This window comes from Paenibacillus sp. fava2, from assembly GCF_058313675.1.
The window spans coordinates 3765165-3788500 of sequence record NZ_CM177755.1 but is presented as its reverse complement, the minus strand read 5'-3'; the positions used below and the strand labels follow the sequence as shown (position 1 = coordinate 3788500).

Below are 23336 nucleotides of genomic sequence, written 5' to 3'. Positions count from 1 at the left end.
TTAATGGGGAATGCTTCCTGACATAGCGGGCTGAATAAATCTCATAGGCCATCTCGATACAGTTCGGCAAGGAGTCCGCTAATACACGGCGCACAACGGGATTCGTTGTTTCGAGCGCTGCTGTAGTTTTGATTACTGCACCCTGCTTCAGCGCATTCAGCATACTGAGCGAGATGGTTTGATCGTTAATCTCAGCAGCCGTTTGCATAGGCATCATGGGAGAGCTGGGTTTCATGCCGTAGGTAAAATCATTCCCTTGAGTCATGGTATATCTTTGCGTATGTTTGGATGGATTCTGCGATTCATAAACCATAACGTGCAACTGGATGGTTTGGGTTGAAGTATGTTATACTCTTTCGTATATCTTATGGAGGGGGGCGAACAATAATGGGAAGGCGATATTGCAAATGGATTGTGCTCCTACATTGATCCGCTTCTACGGCTGTATGAGTATCCCGGCGCTTACGTTTGAATCACAAATACGTCCTTAATTCAACTTGGAGGTGAATCCCTCTTTTGAGGGAAAGGATTGGATTTAATAACCTTAACTAACCTAATTATCCTTGCAATATTAATTGTAATGACGGCTTTTTTTGTAGCTTCAGAATTTGCAGCCGTAAAAATGCGGATGTCACGGATCGAGCAGCTGATCGATGAAGGCAACAAAAAGGCAGTAATAGCTAAAAAAGTGGTCGGAGACCTGGACTACTATCTGTCCGCCTGCCAGCTCGGGATAACAGTAACTGCACTCGGTCTCGGTGCCATCGGTAAGCCGGCGGTAGAACGTATTCTCTACCCTGTTTTTGATTACTTCAATGTATCTGAATCTTCTGCATCTGTAGCGTCTTATGCAATTGCTTTTATATTTGTAACCTTTCTGCACGTAGTTGTCGGAGAGATGGCACCGAAGACACTGGCGATCCAGTTTTCTGAAAAGCTTACGCTTCTCCTCTCTCCGCCCCTGTACTGGTTCGGCAAAATCATGCACCCGTTTATCGTTGCGCTGAACGGAACTTCACGGGTCATCCTGCGCATGTTCGGCGTAAAGCCGGCAGGCCACGAGGAGCATTATTCGGAGGAAGAGCTGCGGATCATTATGGCCCAGAGCTTTGAGGGCGGCGAGATCAATGAACAGAAGCTGGAGTATCTGGAAAATGTATTTTCCTTCGATGAGCGTATGGCCAAGGATATTATGATTCCGCGTACCGGAATGGTCGTCCTGGATTATGATATGTCGAATGAAGATATCGTCAGCATACTCGACACCAATAACTATACCCGCTATCCGGTCATCGAGACCGGCAATAAAGACCGTGTTCTTGGTGTGGTCAACGTGAAGAAGATGCTTCCGCACATTATCGCCGGCAGAGATCCTCATCTTAAGGAATTTGTGCGCAGTCTCCCTACCGTATCTTCTGTAACACCTATTAAGGAAGCCATGCTCAAAATGCAGCAGGAACAGATGCATATGGCTCTGGTTATTGACGAATACGGCGGTACCGCCGGAATTCTCACTTTGGAGGATATTCTGGAGGAGCTTGTCGGAGAGATCCGCGATGAATTCGATGCCGATGAGGTATCGGAGATCCAGAAGATTGATGAACAGACTTATGTGATCAGCGGACGAGTGCTGCTGGAGGATATTGAAGAGCAGTTCGGCTTTACGTTTGAGGACAGTGAGGAGATCGATACGATCGGCGGCTGGATTCAATTCCGTGAAGGGACGTCGGTTGATGCGGGATATGAATTCAAGGCCGGCGGACAAAACTGGACGATTATGGAAATGGATAACTTCCAGATCAAGCAGGTCATTCTGCACTACAAACAACCGCAGTTACAGCAATAAGAATGTCTTATCTATTACTTTGGAGGTGAATCCCTCACGCTGAGGGAAAACTTTGGACGGAGTTATTACGATAAATTTAATTATGGTTGCGATTTTTATCGGACTTACCGCTTTTTTTGTCGGAGCCGAGTTTGCGATTCTAAAAGTACGTATGTCACGGATTGATCAATTAATTAGTGAAGGCAACAAAAAAGCGGTCATCGCCAAAAAAGTGGCACATGATCTCGATTACTATTTATCCGCCTGTCAGCTTGGTATTACGATTACAGCCCTCGTGCTGGGAGCGCTCGGTGAGCCTACGGTTGAACGGATTCTGCATCCGCTGTTTGACCAGATGGGTGTCCCTGCTGCGTTATCGACGCTGCTCTCCTATCTGATTGCCCTGTCGATCATTACCTTCCTGCATGTGGTTATCGGTGAGCTTGCACCAAAGACACTGGCCATCCAGTTCGCTGAGCGGATGACTCTGCTGCTTGCCCCTCCTCTGTACTGGTTCGGTAAAATCACGTACCCGTTCATTGTAGCCCTGAACGGTGCCGCCCGCCTGCTGCTCCGCATCTTCGGGGTTAAGCCTGCCGGTCACGAAACGGTCCATTCCGAAGAGGAGCTGAAATGGATCGTTGACCAGAGCTACGAGAGCGGAGAAATTAACAAAACGGAGCTCGTCTACCTGAACAACATCTTTGCCTTTGATGAGCGCACACTTGGTGAGATCATCGTACCGGTATCGAATGTAGTTACATTACAGCATGATATGTCTGTAGAAATGCTTATTGAAGTACTGGGTAGACATGACTATACACGTTACCCTGTATTAGCTGCTGATGGCAGCGGCCGGTATACCGGCTACGTAAACACCAAAGAGATGCTAACGAGCATCGCCGCCGGCCGGACAGCCAGCTGGCAGACGTTTATCCACGATATTCCAAAGTATGCGGCCGGCAAGAACCTGCGCGATGTCCTGCTGCGGATGCAGCAGACCCGGGTTCACATGGCTGCCGTAACGGATACGACAGGAGCTATTATCGGGATTGTAACGATGGAAGACCTTCTGGAGGAGATCGTCGGCGACATCCGGGATGAGAGCCTTAACGTGAACATCAACGTTTCCCCGAACTAAATGAACAGCTGCTTCTAAAGGGCATAAGAGGAGCCTGCACAATACGTGCAGGCTCCTCTTATTTTGCAGAAATTCTATAGGAGTTCAATTATTACAGCGTATTATTATAGTCTGCTTCCGTATTGCGGTCTTCACGGCTAAATCTGCCGGTCAGTCCGATCAGAGCAGGCAGCAGAACCGGCATGGCGATCAGGCTAAGCAGCAGAAGGGCAATGATAACGACGACTGCTACCTGGATGAGAGTCAATACACCTGAAGGGATCAGGGCTGCGAAAGTGCCTCCCAGTATCAGGGCCGCTGACAACACTACCCCGCCGATGTCACGGGATGCTTTTATAATCCGCTGCGCTGGTGTTCCCTCAAGCTCGTTATAACGCATCATCACAAAAATGCTGTAATCTACACCAAGTGCAACGATCATAATAAAGCTGAAGAAAGGCACATTCCAGCTCAGCAGCTCTGCATCAAACAGATGCGTGCTGACCAGTTCTCCGAGACCCAGTGATGTAAAGTAGACCAGGATCAGAGAGCCGACAATAAACAGGGAATTCAGCAGTGATCTAGTGATAAACATGAGCACAACAGCTATTCCGATCATCATTATCACTGCGGTACGTGCAAAGTCCTCCTTGGATACGGTATTCAGGTCAGCATTACGGGCTGTTGTGCCGCTTATGGCCGCTTTGGCTCCGCTCAGGTTCGTTCCGCTCAGCGCCGCATTCACCTGCTTGCTGACTTCATCAATAACCGGCATAGCTTCCCGGGAAAAGGGATTCTGATCCAGAATAATCGTCATTGTAGCGGCAGTTCTATCCTCTGACATGTAGGTGTTCAGAGCGGTCTGGAAATCTTCCCCGTTCAGCACCTCGTCAGGAATATAGAACTTTTCCGAGGTTTCTGATTCACTGAGCTTGCTTAAATAAGACTGTGCTGTCTCGAGACCAGTGCTGACCCGGGTAAGTCCCTCAGTGCTGGCAGACAGTCCGGCCTGCAGATCCCCCATTTTACCCTGCAGGTTATTTAGTCCCTGAAGCAGCTGCGATTGTCCATCATTAATCTGCTTGAGCCCGGTTTCAAGCTGGAGCGATTTATCGGCGATTTGCCCCGAGCCGGCGGCTCCCTCATTTAAACCCTGCTGGAGATTGGAAGCCCCATGCTGCAGTGCTGTAACGCCGGTTTGCATCTGCTGTAATCCGCTGTTGATTTGCGCGAGCGAGTCATTGGCTGTTTTAAAAGAGGCCATTGCCTTCTGGTGTCCGCTGCGCAGCTGCTCCAATTGTCCGCCCAGACCGCTTAGCTGCTGCTTGGCAGTGGCGGCGATCCCGAGGGTCTGCACAATATTAGCATCCTCAGCCAGCTCCGGTTTTTCCGTAACCAGATTATTCATTAACGCCTCTATCTGCTCATAACCTTGGGCAGCACCACTTATGGCTTGGGCGATACTGGTAAAATACTGCTCGTAAGATCCCAGCCCCTCCTCCAACTGGCTGTAGCCGTCAGAAAGCTGCGATGTTCCTTTAGCTAACTGGCCTACGGTTGTGTTCAGCGTGCTTAAACCGTCTTCGATCTTCCCGGCTCCTGCAGCGCCGCTGTTCATCCCTGATGTTACCTGATTCAGGGCAGCACGCAAGGCAGACACACCCTCCTGCACTTCACCGGTTCCATCAATCAGCTTCTGCACATTATCCAGATCGTCCGATCCACTTCCGCCAAGCTGCTCTTCAGCCGAGGACAGGCCATCGTTAATTTCACCGATTCCGTCATTTGCATCACCCAGTCCGGAGTTTACCTGTTTGGTTTGGTCACTTATATAGAGCGCCTGAATCTTGTCACCTGCAGGACGGGTTGGCGACAACACTTTGGATACGCCCTCAATCTGCGATATCCGCTCCGCTGCTTCATCCAGGGTCTGCAGGGTGCTTGCCTGGTCCAGCTTGCTGTCAGACTGGATAACAAGCGTCGCCGGTGAGGAGAAGCCCGGAGGGAAATGCTCTTCAATTACGTTAATCCCCTGCTTGGATTCATATTTGTCGCTGACCTCCCATAAGTCGTTGAAGTTCAGCACATTTGAATACTTGAGGATAAAGGGTACAGTCAGCACCCCCACAAGAACGAAGGCCATAACGGATCTGGCTGCGGCAGTTTTGGAGAGGGTTCCCCACAAGCGGCTGTCACCATGACCATTAAATGTACGGATAGGCCAGAACATTCTTTTGCCAAGCAGTATCATGAAGAACGGGTTAAGAGTTACTAATACGAGCAGCAGCACCATAACGCCGATGGCTACACCGGAAGTCGCCTGATACAGGTTGAACTTGGCCAGAAACAAGGAGGCAAAGCCGACCATAACCGCGAATCCGCTGAACAGTACGGTCTTCGCTGCGGACTTCATGGTTGCTTTTACCGCTGCATATACATCCTCCTGATGAGCCAGCTCTTCTTTGAACCGGGTATACAGAAGAATATTGTAATCCGTACCCACTCCAAACAGAACAACCACCAGAAATACCTGCGTGAAGCTGGAGAACGGAAAACTAAAATGATTTACAAGCTGGGCGGTAACACCTAAGGACACGAGGTATGATATGCCTACAGTAAGCAGTGAAATCAGCGGTACCACCGGAGAGCGGAAGACAAGGATCAGTACCACCAGGATAAAGACAATTGCAATAACCTCTGTTTTCTTGACCCCTTCCTGTGTGGAGTTGAAAAAGTCATTTCCGATCAGCTCGCTGCCGGTCAGATAAGATTTAATCCCCTCCTGCTGCAGGCCTTCCCCCTCCATGAAGCTGCCCAGCTCATCAGCCACCTGCGAAATTTCACCGTGATTCCGGTCGACAGAGATCTGAGTCAGAATCGTACTCTGATCCTCAGACACAAGCTGCTGCTCGATTTCCGGGCTGTCCGTATGCGCAACAATTCCGGTAATGCCAAGCTCCTGCTCCCTGGCTTCCAGGTCATGGATTGCAGCTGTTATCTTCGTCTTCTGGACAGCAGTAAGTTCCTTATCACTCCCGCTGTTAAAAACAGCTATGATGCCATAGGACTCGCCGCCCTGAGGGTTCATTTCTTTAATCATTTGTGCGGCAACGCTGCTTTGCGCACTTTCCGGAATCGAGATCTGGCCCTTTTCCTTGACGAGCCGTTCCATATCCGGCATTGTGGTCACCATCAGGACCGTAACGAATATCCACAGGATAAAAGATAATGTTCTCCAGCTTTTTAATTTTGTCATCAGATGCACCTTCTCTATGTTGATATGGTTGTATGATTTAATCCGTAGGCCGGATGAATTTTCTAACGGAAGGCTTTCGGAATGAATATTCATTCCGTTTACAGCAGAAACCACTAATGATTAGCGGTTTACCGTGCACATATGGCATTCCAGGCACTATCCTCAAGCGCTTTGTACAACTCTTCCGAGTACGGCAGTATATCATTCTGCATCTGCTTAATCATCATGCTGATCGGGGCATACACTATCGCGATTAAAGCACAAGTAGGAAGCTTGCGAATTTCATTCTGCTGCTGACCTAACTCAATCGTTTCACCGATAAAGGCCATAAGATCATTAATCACCTGCCTGCTCTGCTCATCCAGATAGTAAGCGTCATCGTGGGTATTAATGAACAGAAACGCATCAAAATTGTGCCTGGCATAATCAAATACCCGGCTATAGATATGAGCGAACAGCATCCGTACAGGCTCATGCTCAGGAAACCCGGTTCTGATTACTTCTGTCAGCTTACGTACACAGTCAGTGATCAATGAATTCACCAGCGCTTCCTTATTCTCGAAATAGCGGTAGATCGTCCCTGCACCAACCTTCGCCTGCTCGGCAATCATAGGCACGGTTGTCCCGTCATAGCCGCGGGCTGCAAACAGCCGCATTGCCGCAGCATAAATATCCTCCTGCTTGTTGGTTGCCATCGTTATCCCAGCATCTCCCTTGCGGAATGAATTTTCATTCCTGAATTATAGAGGGCCAGCGATCAAAAGTCAATCGCCCCTACCTGCCTTCACATGTTTAAGCTGAGCAACGATAATGACGCTGATAATAACCAGCAGAAACCATGAGCTGATTTTGCCGAAGCCGACCATCTGCCACGTCTGATGCTGATCGGGATATTTCCAGGCGTTAAAGAACGTCGCGATGTTCTCGGCCAGCCAGATAAAGAAGCCGACAATAACAAACGCCAGTGTCAGCGGCATCCGGTACGTAGCATTCCGGACACGGTAGATGATCCAGGTCCGCCAGAATACAATGAGCACAAGCCCGGTCAGCCACCAGCGGAAATCCGGAATGAAATGATGGGTAAAAAAGTTCAGGTAGATGGCTCCGCCAAGGAGCCCTGCAGGAAGCAGCCCCGGCCAGCCGGTCATATCCATTCTCAGCCTGCGCCAGATCTGGCACATAAAGCTTGCGACACTGGCATACATAAATCCGCTGTACAACGGTACGCCGAATATTTTGCTGAAGCCCGGTTCAGGGTAAGCCCATGACCCCATGCTTACTTTGTAAATCTCTAGCAGCAGGCCGATAACGTGAAAGACACAAATAACTTTGATTTCGTCCAGTGTCTCAAGCCCGCTGCGGTACATCAGGTACTGGACGGTGAGCAGGACGAGCAGAATGGCATCATAACGGTGGATAAAAGGGAGATGTACCGCGCCGGACAAAGCAAGCGTGCCAAAGATAGCCACGGGGAAAATACAGCTCATCGCCTGATGATACCCGAAATGCAGCAGCTGGGTAAAAGCATTTTTCACCTTTCTGTTCATTGCAGGCTTCATCCCGGATAATGAGTTCATACGTAACACCTCGTTTAATTGTTGTTGCCAGTATTTTATCATGCTATTTATCGTTATACAATAAATTTGTATCTATTATAAATATATTATTATTGTAACGTTTTTATGTATATAAAAAAACCGCCATACAGGCGGCTTGAAAAGGCTGCTTCTTACCGGGCCATTCCGGTCTCCGACAATCGCGTTGCTTTGACTACATACCTGGCCAGTCCCGGAAAAACTCGCGCCAGACCGGGGTACAGCCTGTTCGTTCTGGAAAAAGCCAACCTTTGAATTCTCCGTGCCCGCTTTAGAAGCCGGGTAAAGGTCTCGTCCGCTTCCGCTGAATATCCGGTTTGCCATTCCTCATAGCGAATCATTCCTTTAAGGTAACGGTCGGTCCAGCCTGAGCAGATCAGCGCGGAACGCAGGGCAATCGACATTCCGTCGCCGCAGAGCGGCGGGATCATCAGCATGGCATCACCGATATGCGGAAATTCCGACCACGGCTCGGGAGTGTCCGATAAACGGACTGGTGCAATGGATACCTGGGTGCCGGCCACCGGAATTCCTTCAGCCAGTCTGTCTGCCAGCCTGCGGTTACTCCGGGCGGCCGTCTGCAGAATTTCCTGCACTGATTTTCCGCTGCCTTGAACGGAATCCAGGGTCAGCAGTGCTGCAATATTCACTTTGCCCGCTTCAATCGGGGAAATCCCGATATAGCCTCCTTCACAGAAATACAGCTCGACCTGATCCGGTATGGCGATACCGCTGTAATGGGATTTGATTCCGATATAGACGGTATCATCTCTTGTATCTTCTGCCGAGACAGCGACACCCCGCGGCTTTTTGGTTCCGTAGGCGCCGATGACAGCGCGGGCCTGATATGAGACCTTGTTGTCTCCCTCCCTGGTTTCCACCTCGTAACGGTTATCATCCAGCTTACGGATTCCTGTAACTACAGCTTTGGTTATAATTTCTGCCCCTGCCGACTGTGCCTTCTCATGGAGAATCCGGTCAAGCTCATACCGGCTTATTCCGGTTGCATTCCCAGGCAGCGGCGCCCCGATTTCCCCGCCGTGGGGCAGGATAATGCGGGCATTGTCCATCCTCCCCGGGGCCAGTGTATGCTCCGTGAGATTAATGCCCAGCACCTGCAGCATTTCCTTCGTCTCGGGGGACATGAATTCCCCGCAGGTTTTGTGCCGGGGGAACTCCTGCCGGTCCAGCAGAATCGTCCGGTGACCCAGACGGGCCAGCTGAAGGGCACTGCTGCTTCCGGCAATCCCCGCACCGGCTACTATGACATCCGCCTGCTTCATCATCGGCTGATCACCTGCTTCGGGATTACTACTGAATAACGGAACAGCGGCTTCCAGGTATAGGTCATAGCATCGGCCTGAAGCCTTTGCTTCAGCTCCTGCCAGTCACTCCCCTTAAAGCCTTTTGCTACCGACAACGGCCCGTCATGCCGGATATACCGGTTGCGCGAGATCATCCGGGTCATAACCCATACTGCGGTGTAGGATACCGGATGACGGTGGATATCATTGATCACCACACCGTACCTTGACGCTCTCCGCATATGGTCCACCATATCCACCAGCTGCTGGCCGTCAAAATGATGTACAAACTGGGAGCCGGTTACAATATCAGCTGAGGCATCGGCAAGCTCCTGCAGATCAGCCCGCATTACCCTTACTCTTGGTTCGTGCCGGAACAGCTGCCTGGCTTCTTCGCAGGCCTCCTCCGTCATATCGACCAGCATAATATCAAGCTCGATTCCTTTCCGGTCCGCCCACTCCAGCAGCTTCATATTAACATCCCCCGAGCCGGCGCCGACATCGAGGATACTGAGCTTCCGGGGCTGTCCGATCGCCTGCCAGAGCTTCTCTACCCCGTCCCTTGTAGGGCCGGGTGCAGCGAAAATCCGGTTCAGCCGCCGCAGATGCTTCAAGGCTTCACTGAGCTCCGCTCCGCCCATGGAAAAGTCATCCATCAGCTCATCCTCTTTGGCACGCACCGACAAGGTTCTAAAAAACGGCATGGCCTGCCTCCTGATAGGAAGGTGAATACGCCGGAACATAAGTGAAGGACATCAGCTCGGCGGTCAGGCCCGGCCCAAAGGCCATTGCCACTCCTTCCTTCGTCTTTTCGTTACGGGCTTCCATGTCCCGGCGCATGGACTCAAGTACAAACAGAATGGTGGCGGAGGACAGATTGCCTGCGGTTCTCAGAATTTCCCTGCTGTACCGCGTCTGCTCATCATTTAGCTTCATAACCTCCTGTACGGAATCGACAATGCCCCGTCCGCCCGGATGTATGGCCCACAGCTCCGGAAGCGGGCTGTCTCCCAGCAGCTGGACAAGTTCTGCTTCCAGGTGGGTTCCAAGCAGCTTCGGGATACGCGGAGATAAATATAGATCGAACCCGGTATTGCCTACCTCCCAGATCATATCCGCTGTGGAATCCGGGAGCAATACCGAATAGCCCCTGCCCAAACTGAGACTATGCTTATGGTTTATCCCCGGTTCACCGATCACACAGGCAGCAGAAGCATCACCGAAAAAGGAAGCTGCAAACAAGGCTTCGCGTTCTTTTACCGGCTGAAAATGGAGCGTACACAGCTCAACGCAAACGACAAGCACTCTGAAGCCGGAAGCCCCAAGGACGACGTCCCGGGCCATCTGGATTGCTTTTAGTCCGGCTGCGCAGCCCTGAAACATTAACGGAAGGCGATTCACACGCGGGGACAACCCAAGCTCTTTGATCAGCATGACATCCAGGCCCGGCAGATACTGGCCGGTACAGCTGACAGTAATCAGATGTGTGATTTCTCCGGGGTTCTGTTTCGCATCCTGCAGGGATCTTTTGGCTGCCTCCAATGCCAGTGGAGGTGCTTCCTGCTGATATTTCTTCATCCGCTCCTCTGTTGTAGGGATATCTGTCTGGTCACCGGAGGGGAGATAACGGCATGTCTCAGCTGTCCCAAGATAGCTGTCATCACAGGTATAGCGATTCTCGACTCCGCAGGATTTGAAGATTCTCCTGGCAAAGCGGGCCAGATCCGGTTTGTCCTGCAGCGATGAGGCGATCAGCTCAGCTACATCTGCCTGTGCTATCGAATAAAGCGGCAGAGCGGTACCCATCCCGAGAATCGCTGCTCCGGTATTACTGTTCAATTGTGTCATATCTCAGCCTCCGTTAATGAATTTAGGTTGCATAGAATTAACAATGTTTACCCTGATCAGGCCTTTTGTAATCCGAAATCGTGCCGGACACCAGAATCAAGCTTGTAAGTTTTCCGGTTTTCGCTTATTATGGTTTACACTGTGTTATTGTTATCACTGTGTAAATCTTGAAGGAGGCAACCCAATGAGCAGCTTGTCCAAATCTGCCAAATTCCCGTTATTCATTCTTATGCTGAATCTGTTTATCGCTTTGCTTGGTCAAGGCATGGTTATACCCATCCTGCCTGAATACCTGAAGCAGTTCAACGCAGCCGGAGCTGCGGCCGGAACCCTCATAGCCGCATTCGGGGCCGCACAATTTATCTTCTCTCCAGTCGGCGGACAGCTCTCGGACCGTCTGGGCCGGAAGCCCATGCTGATCGCCGGTCTGCTGCTGACCGTCATTTCTGACCTTATGTTTGCTGTCGGTGATACGCTCACAATCTTGTACATAGCCCGGTTTATCGGGGGAATCGGGGTCGGCATTATGGTCCCGGCCAATATGGCTTACGTTGCCGATATGACCACTCCCGATACCCGGGCCAAGGGCATGGGTTATCTGGGGGCGTCGATGAATCTCGGAATGGTGCTGGGCCCCGGGTTAGGCGGACTGATTGCGGAACTGGGTATCCGCGTCCCTTATTTTTTTGCCGGAGGACTGGGCTTTGTCGCCATGCTGCTGTGCTTCTTCATGCCTGAAACGCTGCCGCGGGAGATGCGCGCTGCTGCAGGGCAGCCGGATCAGCGGGAATCGGTTACCGGCATGATCCGGAATTCCTTCCGCACCTCCTACTTCCAGTACCTGCTGCTTATCTTAATCATTACCTTCGGCCTGATGAATTATGAAACCGTGTATGCCCTTTTTGTAGAACAGAAGTACGGCTTTGATGCGGCGCAAATCTCAGTGCTGATTACGGTCGGCGCTGTAATCGGTATTATTGTCCAAATATGGCTGCTCGACCGCTTTATAAAAAGGCTCGGCGAGATGAAGCTGATCCGTATTTCACTGGTGATGACCGCTGCCGCCCTCTTGTTAATGCTTGTTAAGGTTAATCTCGGGTATCTGCTGTTGGTGTCAGGTTTATTCTTCGCCTTTAATGCTTTTTTGCGGCCTACACTAAGCACGATTATTGCCAACGCTGCCGGTGACCGGCAGGGATATGCCGCCGGTTTAAGCACAACCTACACCAGTATAGGAAGTATCCTTGGGCCGGTTATTGCAGGTCAGCTGTTTGACTGGCATATCCATATGCCTTACATTTTAGGGGCAGGCATTCTTGCCTCTGCACTCTTCTTAACGGTTCATGCTCCGAATAACAAACAGAAACGGACGGCGGCCCATGACTGAAACCTGGCACAACAACCTCAAAACCAGAAACCGTGAAGACCTGATAGCTGCCGCAAAAGAGCTGTTTATCAGGGAAAGCTTTCTCAAAGTAAATGTAAAGGAAATTTGCAGTCTGGCAGGAATAAGCCGGGTGACCTTCTATAAGCATTTTCAGTCCATCGACGAGCTGGTCTTTGAAGTGCAGGTAGAAATTCTGGAGGACATGACCGGATACGTCAAAAAAGCATCATCTGCCGGTATGAGCGGCAAGGAAATGCTTGTCACCATGCTAAATGCATGGATTGAGTATGGTGCTGCGCATCCGGGCTACATCCGGTTCATACTTCTGTTTGACCTGCATTACGAGGCTTATGAAGCGGGAACTGCACTGAGAACACAATATGAAGCTTTTATCGGGCGTGAAAAGGAACAGCATTTCTTAATGAATGCTTTGGACACCGGTATGAAAGACGGATCTCTGCTGCAGGATCCGGAGCCGCTGGAAACCGCTCATTTTATCTTCACCTCGATGATGGCCCTGCTTCAGAAAATGTGCATGAGTGCAGGACAAGACGGCAAGACGGGACAGCCGGAAATACGGACTGCCCGCCGTTTTGCGGGGATACTGATTGAGCACTTGAGTGCAGACGCAAAAAAGTAACAGCATTCAGCAAAACAGCTGCATCCCGGACCTGTTCCCCGTCCGGGTCTGCAGCTGTTTTTTGGCAATCCTAGTACATCCGCTCTTCACCGGTAACCGGATTTTTGAAGGCAGATTCAACATCACTGCTTGTAAGCTCGTCTGCAAACTCCGTTCCCTTCTTATTGGACGGAATGGCTGAGGCTGAAGCTGTCTTGTTGGGATTATCCTTGGTCGCCGGTGTCGCTTTCGTCTGTTTTCCCATAGTATGCACATCTCCTTTGAGGCATCATTTTGCCCCTATAGGGTACTGCGGATTCAGGTTTTTTATACAGCTGCTTGTTCAAAGTAAAATAAAGATGATACGATGGCTCTGAACCTTATAATCAGCATAATCCCGATATGGAGTGAACCCGTGACATGATCAGCATACTTGTAGTGGAAGATGACAAGCATGTCAGAAGACTGCTTGAAGCCGTGTTGAAGCGCGAAGGCTATGACGTTTTTACGGCTGAGGACGGGCATAAAGCCCTGGATGTGCTTGATATACAGCATATTGATCTGATCATTCTGGATATTATGATGCCGGGCATGGACGGCTATGAATTTGCCGCAGAAGTCAGAGCTGCGAACAGCCAGATTCCAATCCTGATGGCGACTGCCAAGCATCTTCCGGAGGATAAGAAAAAAGGCTTCCGTTTGGGAACAGATGATTACATGACTAAGCCGGTCGATACGGAAGAAATGCTGCTGCGGATTCAGGCCCTGCTGCGGCGTTCACAGATTGCCACTGCCCGTAAGCTGGTGATCGGCAAGGTTATTCTCGATTATGAGGCGCTCACGGTGACCCGCGAGGATGAACGGCAAACCCTGCCGCAGAAGGAATTTTATCTGCTGTACAAGCTGCTGTCCTACCCGGACCGGATTTTTACGCGCATCCAGCTGATGGATGAAATCTGGGGCATGGATAATGAAAGTGCGGATACCACAGTAAATGTGCATATTAACCGGCTGCGGAAGCGTTTTGAAGCCTATCCCGAATTCGAGCTGGTATCGGTGCGCGGTCTCGGGTACAAGGCGGTGAAGAAGTCTTGATCAAATTAGGCAGCAAAATAGGCAAAAAGCTAGGCAGCAGGCTCAGCCTGCCGCTCATCTTCTCGCTTGCGGTCTTCACTATCTTTCTGATAACGGTAATTGTTACCGGCCTTCTGTTCTATCTGGCCGATGTCTTTGGCCTGATTAATGAGGAGATTATCCAGGACGGGTCCGTTGTCCCCCTGCTTATCCTGATCGCATGCACTATCATCGGCACGGCTATATCGGCTGTAACAAGCCGCCGGATGGTCAAATCCATCCGTACCTTTATTGAAGCAACAGACCGGCTGGCCGGCGGTGACTTCTCCATGCGGCTGCAGCTTACAAGGCCCCCGGAATTCCGGATTCTCTCCGAGAATTTCAACCGTATGGCTGAGGAGCTCGGCGGTATCGAAATTCTGCGCACTGATTTTGTAAACAATTTCTCGCATGAATTCAAAACCCCGATTGTCTCGATCAAGGGCTTTGCTGAAATGCTCAAGCATGACGATCTTCCCAAAGAGGAACGGGACGAATATCTGGATATCGTCATTGAGGAATCCGCCAGGCTGGCCTCGCTCGCCTCAAACGTCCTGGAGCTGTCCAAGATCGAAACCCAGACCATTCTGACTGACAAAAAAAGCTTCAACGCGGGGGAACAGCTCCGGCAGTGCGTGCTGCTGCTGACGGCCAAATTTGAGAAAAAGCAGCTTGCCCTGAATGTGGACCTGCATGATTATGAGCTCGAAGGCAATAAGGAGCTGCTCAATCAGGTCTGGCTGAATCTGCTGGATAATGCCATCAAGTTCACGCCGGAGGGCGGCGAAATCGGAATAAGCATGAACAGGCAGAGCAGCGGGATAGCTTTTATATTCCGTGATAATGGACCCGGTATTTCACCCGAGGCTCTGCCGAAAGTATTCGATAAATTTTATCAGCAGGATACCTCCCACTCCACTGCAGGCAACGGCCTCGGATTGACCATCGTCAGAAAGATTGTTCAGCTGCACGGCGGAACCATTACGTGTGAAAGCCTCCCCTTCCAGGGAACAGCGTTTACCGTTACGTTGCCTGCACGACACCTTCAGCCCTGAAACAACAGCTTTGTTGTTTCAGGGCTTTTTGCTGTTTTCAGAAAAGTTAATGTTCAGTTTATCTTCCTCCGCTATGCTACTAGCAACATCCCATATCACCTAAAGGAGTCACGCTTATGATTAAACTGCTTAAAAATCTCGAGCCGAAGGAATGGGCATTATTCGCATTCAGCGTCCTGTTCATCGTCGCTCAGGTCTGGCTCGATCTCGAGCTGCCTGATTATATGAGCGATATTACCCGGCTAATTCAGACACCCGGAAGTGAAATGTCCGAGATTGCCGCCACCGGTGGCTGGATGCTGCTCTGTGCGCTGGGAAGTCTGGCTACCTCCATCATTGTCGCCGGGATTGCGGCGAAAATTGCGGCCAACTTCTCTGCCAGAGTCCGCTCCAGACTGTTTAACAAGGTACAGTCCTTCTCGATGGAGGAAATCAACAGCTTCTCAACCGCAAGTCTGATAACCCGTTCAACCAATGATATTACCCAGGTACAAATGCTGATTGTTATTGGCCTGCAGCTGCTGATCAAGGCTCCCCTGCTTGCCGTTTGGGCCATTCTCAAAATTACCGGAAAAAGCTGGCAGTGGTCGCTGGCCACAGGCACAGCCGTCGGTGTCCTGATCGTCATTGTCGGTATCTGTGTGGTGCTGGTGCTGCCGAAATTTCAGAAGCTGCAGGTACTGACGGATAATCTGAACCGTGTTGCCAGAGAGAATCTTACAGGAATGCGGGTAATCCGTGCTTATAATGCCGAACAATATCAGGAGGACAAATTTGGCACAGCGAACGATGAGCTGACCCGGACCAATCTGTTCGCAAACAATGTATTATCTGCCATGATGCCGAGCATTACCCTGATTATGAGCGGCCTCAGCCTGGCGATTTACTGGATCGGCGCAGTGATGATCCAATCTGCCGATGCCGGCGCCAAAATGGGGCTGTTCTCCGATATGATTGTTTTTTCTTCCTATGCGATGCAGGTTGTTATGGCCTTTATGATGCTGATCATCATCTTTATTCTCATGCCCCGTGCCCATGTCTCGGCCAAGCGGATTAACGAGGTGCTGGAGACCCGGCCGAGCCTGACTGACGGTTCACTTACGGCCGCTCCTTCCAGTCACACCGGCGAAGTGGAATTCCGGAATGTCAGCTTCAAATACCCGGATGCCGAGGATTATGTACTCAAGAACATCAGCTTTACAGCTAAGAAGGGCGAAACGGTAGCATTTATCGGTTCAACCGGGTGCGGCAAAAGCACTGTCGTCAACCTGATTCCACGCTTCTACGATGTTACATCCGGTGAAGTGCTTGTCGGCGGCATCAATGTAAATCAGTATGAACAGAGTGCCTTGCGCAACAAAATGGGCTATGTCTCGCAGAAAGCAGTGCTGTTTGGCGGTACGGTAACCTCCAACATCGCCTTCGGCGATAACGGGCGTGATCTGAATTCCGATGTGGTGGATGCGGTCTATACCTCACAGGCCGCAGATTTCGTAGAGAAAATGGACGGCAGCTACGATGCCCATATCGCTCAAGGCGGAACCAATCTGTCCGGCGGCCAGAAGCAGCGGCTGTCCATCGCCCGGGCCATCGCCCGCCGTCCGGAAATTCTGATCTTCGACGACTCCTTCTCCGCGCTGGATTACAAGACAGACCGTAAGCTGCGCAGCGAGCTGAAGAAGGAATCCCGCGGCACAACCATGCTGATTGTGGCACAGCGGATCGGTACAATCAAGGATGCGGATAAAATCATCGTCCTGGAAGCCGGGCAGATCGCCGGTATGGGAACACATGAAGAACTGATGGAATCCTGCAGCATATATCAGGAAATCGCCTATTCACAGCTGTCAAAGGAGGAGCTTGCCTAATGAAAAAGAAATCGGAACAGCCCGGCACCTGGAGCCGGCTTCTCCAATATTGCCGGTCGCATATTCCTGTCATTCTGATTGCGGTCATAAGCGCAGCTGCGGGTACCATCCTCACACTGCTTGGACCGGATCAGCTCTCAGAGCTGACGGATCTGATCACGGCAGGTATCGCTACTGGTATTGATCTGGATGCTGTTGCTTCAATCGGATTTTTCCTTATCTTCATTTATGCGCTTAGCGCTGTGCTGTCACTGGGGCAAGGCCTCATTATGTCAATGGTCACGCAGAAAGTGTCCAGGAGCCTGAGAAGCGACCTGTCGCGCAAAATGAACCGCCTGCCGATCTCCTACTATAATAAATCTGCAACCGGCGATATTCTGTCCCGGGTTACCAATGACGTGGATACCATCGGGCAGGCGCTGAACCAGAGCGTCGGTACCCTTGTTACAGCAATTGCCCTGTTCGCCGGCTCCATGATCATGATGTTCAAGACCAATGTGATTATGACCCTCACGGGAATTGCCGCAACACTGATCGGCTTTGGCCTGATGTCCGTCATTATGAAGAAATCCCAGAAATATTTTCAGAGCCAACAGGAATTCCTGGGTAAAATCAACGGGCATGTCGAGGAAGTCTATACCGGACATACCGTTGTAAAAGCTTATAATGGCGAAGCGCAGATGCGCGGAACCTTTGAATCTCTGAACCAGTCGCTGAAGCAGAGCGCCTTCAAAGCGCAGTTTCTATCCGGGCTGATGATGCCGCTGATGACCTTTATCGGGAATCTCGGGTATGTAGCTGTCTGTGTGGTCGGCGCTGTACTGGCGATCAACGGTTCCATCTCCTTCGGCGTCATTGTCGCTTTCATTATGTACGTCCGTTTCTTTACCCAGCCGCTCGCCCAGATGGCACAGGCCGCACAGAACCTGCAGGCAGCATCTGCAGCAAGCAGACGTGTGTTTGAATTTCTGGATGCAGCGGAAATGGACAATGAAGATCACAAGAACACCAGGCTGGTTACCGCTGAGGGACATGTTACCTTTGAGCATGTGCAGTTTGCTTATGAAGAAACAGACAATCTGGTGATTAAAGATTTCTCGACTGAGGTACTGCCCGGCCAGAAAATTGCCATCGTCGGCCCGACCGGCGCAGGCAAAACCACACTGATTAACCTGCTGATCCGCTTTAACGAGCTGTCCGGCGGAGAAATCTACATCGACGGTTCACCGATCAGCAGCCTGACCCGGGAGAACATTCACGATCTCTTCTGTATGGTGCTGCAGGATACCTGGATGTTTGAAGGAACAGTAAGAGAGAACCTGGTGTATAACAAAACAGGCGTCACCGATGCCGAAATCGAAGCCGCCTGCCGCTCTGTCGGCTTGCATCATTTCATTCAGACCCTGAGCCACGGCTACGATACTGTTCTGAGCGATAAGGTCAATCTGTCCGCCGGCCAGAAGCAGCAGCTGACGATTGCCCGGGCGATGCTGAAAAACGCGCCGATGCTCATTCTGGATGAGGCTACCAGCTCGGTCGATACGCGGACAGAGCTGCTGATCCAGCAGGCGATGGATCAGCTGATGGAGGGCAGAACCTCCTTCGTTATTGCCCACCGCCTGTCAACGATCAAGAATGCTGATGTCATTCTGGTCCTGAAGGACGGCGATATCCTGGAGAGCGGAAGCCACAGCGAGCTGCTTGCGAAGAACGGCTTCTATGCGGAGCTGTATAACAGCCAGTTTGAACAAGCCTCTTAATTCTTGGATTTACGTAAAAATAAAGGGTGTCCCGCCTGGGGACACCCTTTATTTATGCTACAGAATCGGTGACAGCAGCCTAGCTACAGCCTCTTTAAACTTCAGCAGCTTCGGACGGGCCTCATATCGTTCGAGCGTCAGCTCCGTACAGGACATACTGTCCTTCAGGAACAGCTCATGGAGCTCGCTGGCAATCCCGTCATCGCAGACAAGCGCGTTAACCTCGAAATTCAGACGGAAGCTGCGGGTATCAATGTTCGTAGTTCCGACTGAGGCGATTTCCTGGTCCACAACGATGGTTTTGGCGTGCATGAACCCCTTCTCATACTGGAGGATTTTGACCCCGTACGGCAGCAGCTCACCGGCATGCGACAGCGTGGCCGGATATACAAACATATGGTCAGGCTTGTTCGGGATCATTATACGCACATCTACTCCGGAGAGCAGCGCTATTTTGCAGGCATCCATAAAGCTGGCATCCGGTATGAAATAGGGGGTCTGGATGTAGATGCTCTTTTTGGCAGAGGCAATCAGCTTGAGGTACATATTCTTGAGATGCTCAGTCTGTGAATTGGGTCCGCTGGAGATAATCTGTACCACACTGCTGCCAGTGTGCTTCTCCATCGGGAGCGGCAGCTGCTCGGATTCTTCCTCGCCCCGGGGAGCTGCCTTGTTCCAGTCCAGCAGAAACCGGCCGAGAATCTGATTGACCGCACCTCCCTTCATCCGGAAATGGGTATCGCGCCAATAGCCCATTTTCTTGTCCAGTCCAAGGTATTCATCTCCGACGTTAAATCCGCCGATATAGGCAATCTCACCGTCAATGATACATAGCTTGCGGTGATTACGGTTGTTGATCCGCAGGTTGATCAGCCGGAACAGTGACGGGAAGAATACCTCCACCTTGCCCCCGTGTGCGATCAGATCTTTGAAAAAAGCGCGTGAAGTCTGGCGCGAGCCGATCTCATCATATAACAGTCTTACCGTAACGCCTGCTTTGGCCTTGGCGGTCAGCTCGTCCCGCAGTCTGCGGCCCAGCGCATCGGGCTGAATGATATAATACTGCACATTGATTTCCTTCGTTGCATTCCGGATATCCTGGAACATGGCATTGAATTTGGCTTCCCCGTCATCGAAGATTTCAATTTCATTGTCGGATGTTATAAGCGCGTTGGAGGAGCGCAGATTCATTTTAAGCAAATCTGCATATTTGGCTGTAAGTCCCCCCTGGTAATCAACCGTCATAACCTGCTCATCAATGGCGGCCTGCAGATAAATCCGTTCTTCTGCGCTGAGCGCATAGAAGTTGCGCTTCTTGAGCTGTCTTCCGAAAAACACATAGAAGAGAAAGCCGCCTACCGGGATGAAAAACAGGACCATGAGCCAGGCCCAGGTAGACCCGATGTCCCTGCGCTCGATAAAGACGACGACTCCGGCCAGAATAATATTAAGTACGGTGATAATAGATACAATTAGAGTGAAGATGCTGCTCCAGTCCATTGCCGTCTGAACCCCTTTCTGCTGCATGTTGTGTCATTTCAAATTGTAGATATCATTGCTGTGCGGGTCAATAACATTTTGTGATAGCTATTAATAACCAAACAACCCCCTGCTCTAAGCATCGGCCTAAGCAGGGGGTTCTATAATGAAGGTTTGATTTTTCGTTAACGAGTTCCAGCCTTGGCGGCAAGTGTCCTGTACATCTTCAGGAATCTGGATACGTACAGCTCCGGGCTGAGATTGCGGCGGATATGCTGCTCCCCCTTCTTGCGGATGGAAGCCCTCAGAGGCTGGTCGAACATTAAGGAAACTGCAGCGGATACAGCGTCATGAATTTGGCCTACCCTGTATATTTTCCCGGTCATATTATGGATAACCATTCTGCGGATGCCGTCGGAGTCGCTGGACAGCACCGGACAGCGGCACAGCATCGCTTCCCCAACGGCATAGCCGAAGCCCTCAAGAATCGAGGTCGAGCATAACAGTCCTCCGGAATCTCCGATAATGCTCATATAATCCGCCATATGCTCATGAGGGACATTGGAATACAGAATCAGCCTTGAAGCCAGACCTGTCTCGCCGACAAATTGCTCAAAGGCTGCTTTTTCCTCCGGATCGAACAATGTATCATCCTGGAACATCCAAAGGTACAGCTGAGGCTGAATATACAGCAGCTGAAGGCCAATCTGCAGAAATTCCTTCCAGTTCTTGTTCTTCTGCAGGCGGCCAACCCAGGCTAACACCGGGTATTTCCTTGCAGGATAAGCTGTATATTCAAAATTAGCGAGACCCACAGGGTCATCGAAGCAGAAGTGCGGCATCTCCGGCAGATGCTCCATCAGGAGCTGCTGTAAATGTGCAGTCTCCGGATACAGCAGCGCATTGGTATATTGCCTGATCCGTGCCGCGAAGTCGGCGAGGACCATCCTTGCTTCCTCGATTTGACCGAGTCCCTGAAGTTCAAAGACGAGCAGTCCGGTATAGCCATGCTGCCGGATTCTCACTGCCAGATCAATATCCGTACATACCACAATCAGATCGAAGGCATGGGCAGCCAGCAGATTCATGAGCGCTTCATCCTTGCGGATGATATGGACGGGAATATTCCGGATATTCTTCTGCCCTTCCCCCGGATGGGTATACAGCAGATGGCATTCGATCCCCCTGGCAGCCAAGGCTTCACAGCGGATCCGGTTCAACGTTTCCATCCCTCCGCTCGGGTTATAGAACGTAAACAGTATTTTCATCGCAACCACTCATTTTCGGGATGATTTTGATCCATGTTCTGTTGATACAATTCAAGCAATGCTTCGGTTTTGAACAGCTCATTACTCAGCTTCGGCTTCACCGAGGGAACACCCCTGCTGCGGTAACCGATCCGGGAGTGGTCCTCCGTATAGTAATTGGAGATAGAGGTCTCCCCATGCTTGATAAGGCCGGTCATCAGATACTCGATATCCATATAGGCGATAAACAGCTGCGGACCGAACAGCACCGTATAAGGTGTTTCAACTCCCAGCAGCATCCGGTAAAGCGCATGTTCGACCGAGGCTCCCGGCAGCCAGACAAACTCGGTGATGGGGTGGCTGATATTTTCTAGTCCGGCTGTAGCCTGGTTGTCAGGAGACAAATCTATAATCTTGAAAATATAGTTGCTGAATGTCTGTTCATATATGTTCTCGAGTGCATAAATATGATGTGGATCTGGTGCAAGCACAGGGTACAGTATGGTGAGTGCAGGCTGGATCCCGCGGCGGCTGCGGGCCTGAAGCCGGGTCAGATGGTAGGTATATCTCCATTTCCGGTGATTCTCCACGCTGGTTAACTGGGCAGAGACGCTGTGAGAAGAATGAACCCGGTAATCCATCAGCTCCACCGGCAGGAACCGGATGTCACAATGCTCCTCCAGCCGCAGCCAATAATCATAATCCTCCACCGGCTGCATGCGGTAACCGCCAGTTTTTTTGGCAACATCCGCTTTATACATGAACGATACACCGATAATCGAAGAGTCAAGCAGTTTTTCCTTAGACTGCCCCTGATATTGCCGCAGTGCCGCCAGCTTATGCTCGTCATCCAGCTGCCTGCCGTCATTATCAATAGTTCTGAAAGAGCTGTAGACAAGCCCAAGCTCCGGGGATCCCTTGGCAAGTGGCCTGCGCAGCACCATCAGATAATCCGGATCATAAATATTGTCACTGGAAACCCAGGTCAAATACCTGATCTTCGGGTCATTGAACAGCAGATCAAATCCGGTGTTCAGTGCGTGTGCCACGCCTGCATTATCCGGATATGAGATAATGGTGACCCGCGGGTCGCCGGCCGTATACCGCTTCACCAGCGGCTGCATGTCCATGGCCCCGTCAATGACAACAACAAGCCTGAATCCCGTGAACGATTGCTTTAAGACAGACTCCAGCGCCAGCCGCAGGAAATCCGGATTCTGGATATACACCGGCATCACAATTCCAACATCCGTCAATCCATCCTCCCCCTTATAAACAGCTTTGTCATTAGTCTATTGTGAAATCAGCGGATTGCCTGTGTGAATCGCCCTAGCATACCAAAATAACCCCACAAAGTGAGGTTTTTCTTGTATACCGGCTCAGGTACTTTGCGGGGAGCCCGGAAACAGCCCAAAAAGCGGATCCGTCTTGGGTTCAAGACAGAATCCGCTGTGGCGGCTAGCGCAGGCAGGACTAAATTGGCAGCGAAAAGGCTGCTATTTCTGTGAATTCTGACTGCAGCACCCGCTGTTCCAGGACCAGATTTCCAGACTCGTCGAGGCCGTAGGAAGAGAAGGCAACGACTGATAATGGATCGGTGTTGTCTATTTGCACTTCATATGCAACGTTGCCGGCGATAAAGAATTCTCTGATATCGGCAGTAAATGCCGGCACCGTATAGCTGGAGACATAGATCGGGGTCAGCGTAAGGGTCGACGTCGGTACGGCAAAGATTTCAACCACTACCGTTGCTACCGCACTGCTAAGGTTACGGGAGCTGACGGCAATAAAACTGGCCGCAGTGCCGGTAACACGGGTGTTCGTTATAATTCCTGTAGTATAAGGCATGCTGTTCACTCC

The 23336-nt window shown here is 50.9% G+C and carries 19 protein-coding genes and 1 pseudogene; 8 read left to right on the top strand and 12 right to left on the bottom strand.

Annotation, left to right across the window (positions count from 1 at the left end):
• Positions 1-10 precede the first annotated feature (10 nt).
• Positions 11-298 (bottom strand): annotated as a pseudogene (locus AC4G46_RS16320) (spore coat protein); the annotation flags it as partial.
• 231 nt (positions 299-529) lie between these two features.
• Between AC4G46_RS16320 and AC4G46_RS16315 the strand changes: the two are divergent.
• Complete coding sequence (locus tag AC4G46_RS16315) at positions 530-1846, top strand: hemolysin family protein (protein WP_491123649.1); 1317 nt, start codon at positions 530-532, stop codon at positions 1844-1846.
• Between the two features lie 52 nt (positions 1847-1898).
• A complete protein-coding gene (locus AC4G46_RS16310) occupies positions 1899-2966 on the top strand; it encodes a hemolysin family protein (protein ID WP_491123648.1) in 1068 nt (355 codons plus the stop codon).
• A 91-nt stretch (positions 2967-3057) separates the two neighbouring features.
• On the opposite strand, the gene AC4G46_RS16305 is transcribed toward AC4G46_RS16310, so the two are convergent.
• From AC4G46_RS16305 to AC4G46_RS16280, 6 genes are all read right to left on the bottom strand, one after another.
• Positions 3058-6201, bottom strand: coding sequence for an MMPL family transporter (locus tag AC4G46_RS16305; protein ID WP_491123647.1), 3144 nt, complete (start codon positions 6199-6201; stop codon positions 3058-3060).
• Positions 6202-6329: 128 nt separating this feature from the next.
• Positions 6330-6896, bottom strand: coding sequence for a TetR/AcrR family transcriptional regulator (locus tag AC4G46_RS16300; protein WP_491123646.1), 567 nt, complete (start codon positions 6894-6896; stop codon positions 6330-6332).
• A 69-nt stretch (positions 6897-6965) separates the two neighbouring features.
• A complete protein-coding gene (locus AC4G46_RS16295) occupies positions 6966-7778 on the bottom strand; it encodes a DUF817 domain-containing protein (RefSeq protein ID WP_491123645.1) in 813 nt (270 codons plus the stop codon).
• A gap of 152 nt (positions 7779-7930) precedes the next feature.
• Complete coding sequence (locus AC4G46_RS16290; protein ID WP_491123644.1) at positions 7931-9082, bottom strand: NAD(P)/FAD-dependent oxidoreductase; 1152 nt, start codon at positions 9080-9082, stop codon at positions 7931-7933.
• Positions 9079-9804 (bottom strand): SAM-dependent methyltransferase, encoded by a 726-nt coding sequence (locus tag AC4G46_RS16285; protein ID WP_491123643.1) that lies wholly within the window; start codon positions 9802-9804, stop codon positions 9079-9081. The genes AC4G46_RS16290 and AC4G46_RS16285 overlap by 4 nt, the downstream gene beginning before the upstream one ends.
• Positions 9791-10948 carry a type III polyketide synthase gene (locus tag AC4G46_RS16280; protein WP_491123642.1) on the bottom strand — a complete coding sequence of 386 codons (1158 nt, stop codon included), beginning with the start codon at positions 10946-10948 and terminating at the stop codon, positions 9791-9793. The genes AC4G46_RS16285 and AC4G46_RS16280 overlap by 14 nt, the downstream gene beginning before the upstream one ends.
• Before the next feature lie 184 nt (positions 10949-11132).
• Here AC4G46_RS16280 and AC4G46_RS16275 point away from each other — a divergent pair, with 184 nt between their 5' ends.
• Entirely contained in the window at positions 11133-12335 is a 1203-nt protein-coding gene (locus AC4G46_RS16275; protein WP_491123641.1) for an MFS transporter, read from the top strand.
• Positions 12328-12975, top strand: a complete 648-nt coding sequence (locus AC4G46_RS16270) for a TetR/AcrR family transcriptional regulator (RefSeq protein WP_491123640.1) — start codon at positions 12328-12330, stop codon at positions 12973-12975. Before AC4G46_RS16275 ends, AC4G46_RS16270 begins: the two co-directional genes overlap by 8 nt.
• A gap of 70 nt (positions 12976-13045) precedes the next feature.
• On the opposite strand, the gene AC4G46_RS16265 is transcribed toward AC4G46_RS16270, so the two are convergent.
• On the bottom strand, positions 13046-13219 hold the full coding sequence (locus AC4G46_RS16265) for a hypothetical protein (protein WP_491123639.1): 174 nt from the start codon (positions 13217-13219) through the stop codon (positions 13046-13048).
• 155 nt (positions 13220-13374) lie between these two features.
• On the opposite strand from AC4G46_RS16265, the gene AC4G46_RS16260 reads away from it, so the two are divergent.
• The 4 genes from AC4G46_RS16260 to AC4G46_RS16245 all read left to right on the top strand — a co-directional run bounded on the left by AC4G46_RS16260 (position 13375) and on the right by AC4G46_RS16245 (position 18750).
• Entirely contained in the window at positions 13375-14049 is a 675-nt protein-coding gene (locus AC4G46_RS16260) for a response regulator transcription factor (RefSeq protein WP_491123638.1), read from the top strand.
• Entirely contained in the window at positions 14046-15122 is a 1077-nt protein-coding gene (locus AC4G46_RS16255; protein WP_491123637.1) for a sensor histidine kinase, read from the top strand. The genes AC4G46_RS16260 and AC4G46_RS16255 overlap by 4 nt, the downstream gene beginning before the upstream one ends.
• Before the next feature lie 116 nt (positions 15123-15238).
• Positions 15239-16990, top strand: a complete 1752-nt coding sequence (locus AC4G46_RS16250; protein ID WP_491123636.1) for an ABC transporter ATP-binding protein — start codon at positions 15239-15241, stop codon at positions 16988-16990.
• Positions 16990-18750 (top strand): ABC transporter ATP-binding protein, encoded by a 1761-nt coding sequence (locus AC4G46_RS16245; protein ID WP_491123635.1) that lies wholly within the window; start codon positions 16990-16992, stop codon positions 18748-18750. Before AC4G46_RS16250 ends, AC4G46_RS16245 begins: the two co-directional genes overlap by 1 nt.
• 57 nt (positions 18751-18807) lie before the next feature.
• On the opposite strand, the gene cls is transcribed toward AC4G46_RS16245, so the two are convergent.
• From cls to AC4G46_RS16225, 4 genes are all read right to left on the bottom strand, one after another.
• Positions 18808-20250 carry a cardiolipin synthase gene (gene cls, locus AC4G46_RS16240; protein ID WP_491128899.1) on the bottom strand — a complete coding sequence of 481 codons (1443 nt, stop codon included), beginning with the start codon at positions 20248-20250 and terminating at the stop codon, positions 18808-18810.
• Between the two features lie 164 nt (positions 20251-20414).
• A complete protein-coding gene (locus AC4G46_RS16235) occupies positions 20415-21497 on the bottom strand; it encodes a glycosyltransferase family 4 protein (RefSeq protein ID WP_491123634.1) in 1083 nt (360 codons plus the stop codon).
• Entirely contained in the window at positions 21494-22732 is a 1239-nt protein-coding gene (locus AC4G46_RS16230) for a glycosyltransferase family 2 protein (protein ID WP_491123633.1), read from the bottom strand. Before AC4G46_RS16230 ends, AC4G46_RS16235 begins: the two co-directional genes overlap by 4 nt.
• A 217-nt stretch (positions 22733-22949) precedes the next feature.
• Positions 22950-23324 (bottom strand): hypothetical protein, encoded by a 375-nt coding sequence (locus AC4G46_RS16225; RefSeq protein ID WP_491123632.1) that lies wholly within the window; start codon positions 23322-23324, stop codon positions 22950-22952.
• Positions 23325-23336 lie beyond the last annotated feature (12 nt).

Bases quoted from the DNA above. Each gene is read 5' to 3' on its own strand.
- AC4G46_RS16305 (WP_491123647.1), bottom strand. From the start codon at position 6,201: ATGACAAAATTAAAAAGCTGGAGAACATTATCTTTTATCCTGTGGATA.
- AC4G46_RS16300 (WP_491123646.1), bottom strand. From the start codon at position 6,896: ATGGCAACCAACAAGCAGGAGGATATTTATGCTGCGGCAATGCGGCTG.
- AC4G46_RS16295 (WP_491123645.1), bottom strand. From the start codon at position 7,778: ATGAACTCATTATCCGGGATGAAGCCTGCAATGAACAGAAAGGTGAAA.
- AC4G46_RS16290 (WP_491123644.1), bottom strand. From the start codon at position 9,082: ATGATGAAGCAGGCGGATGTCATAGTAGCCGGTGCGGGGATTGCCGGA.
- AC4G46_RS16285 (WP_491123643.1), bottom strand. From the start codon at position 9,804: ATGCCGTTTTTTAGAACCTTGTCGGTGCGTGCCAAAGAGGATGAGCTG.
- AC4G46_RS16280 (WP_491123642.1), bottom strand. From the start codon at position 10,948: ATGACACAATTGAACAGTAATACCGGAGCAGCGATTCTCGGGATGGGT.
- AC4G46_RS16275 (WP_491123641.1), top strand. From the start codon at position 11,133: ATGAGCAGCTTGTCCAAATCTGCCAAATTCCCGTTATTCATTCTTATG.
- AC4G46_RS16270 (WP_491123640.1), top strand. From the start codon at position 12,328: ATGACTGAAACCTGGCACAACAACCTCAAAACCAGAAACCGTGAAGAC.
- AC4G46_RS16265 (WP_491123639.1), bottom strand. From the start codon at position 13,219: ATGGGAAAACAGACGAAAGCGACACCGGCGACCAAGGATAATCCCAAC.
- AC4G46_RS16260 (WP_491123638.1), top strand. From the start codon at position 13,375: ATGATCAGCATACTTGTAGTGGAAGATGACAAGCATGTCAGAAGACTG.
- AC4G46_RS16250 (WP_491123636.1), top strand. From the start codon at position 15,239: ATGATTAAACTGCTTAAAAATCTCGAGCCGAAGGAATGGGCATTATTC.
- AC4G46_RS16245 (WP_491123635.1), top strand. From the start codon at position 16,990: ATGAAAAAGAAATCGGAACAGCCCGGCACCTGGAGCCGGCTTCTCCAA.
- cls (WP_491128899.1), bottom strand. From the start codon at position 20,250: ATGGACTGGAGCAGCATCTTCACTCTAATTGTATCTATTATCACCGTA.
- AC4G46_RS16235 (WP_491123634.1), bottom strand. From the start codon at position 21,497: ATGAAAATACTGTTTACGTTCTATAACCCGAGCGGAGGGATGGAAACG.
- AC4G46_RS16225 (WP_491123632.1), bottom strand. From the start codon at position 23,324: ATGCCTTATACTACAGGAATTATAACGAACACCCGTGTTACCGGCACT.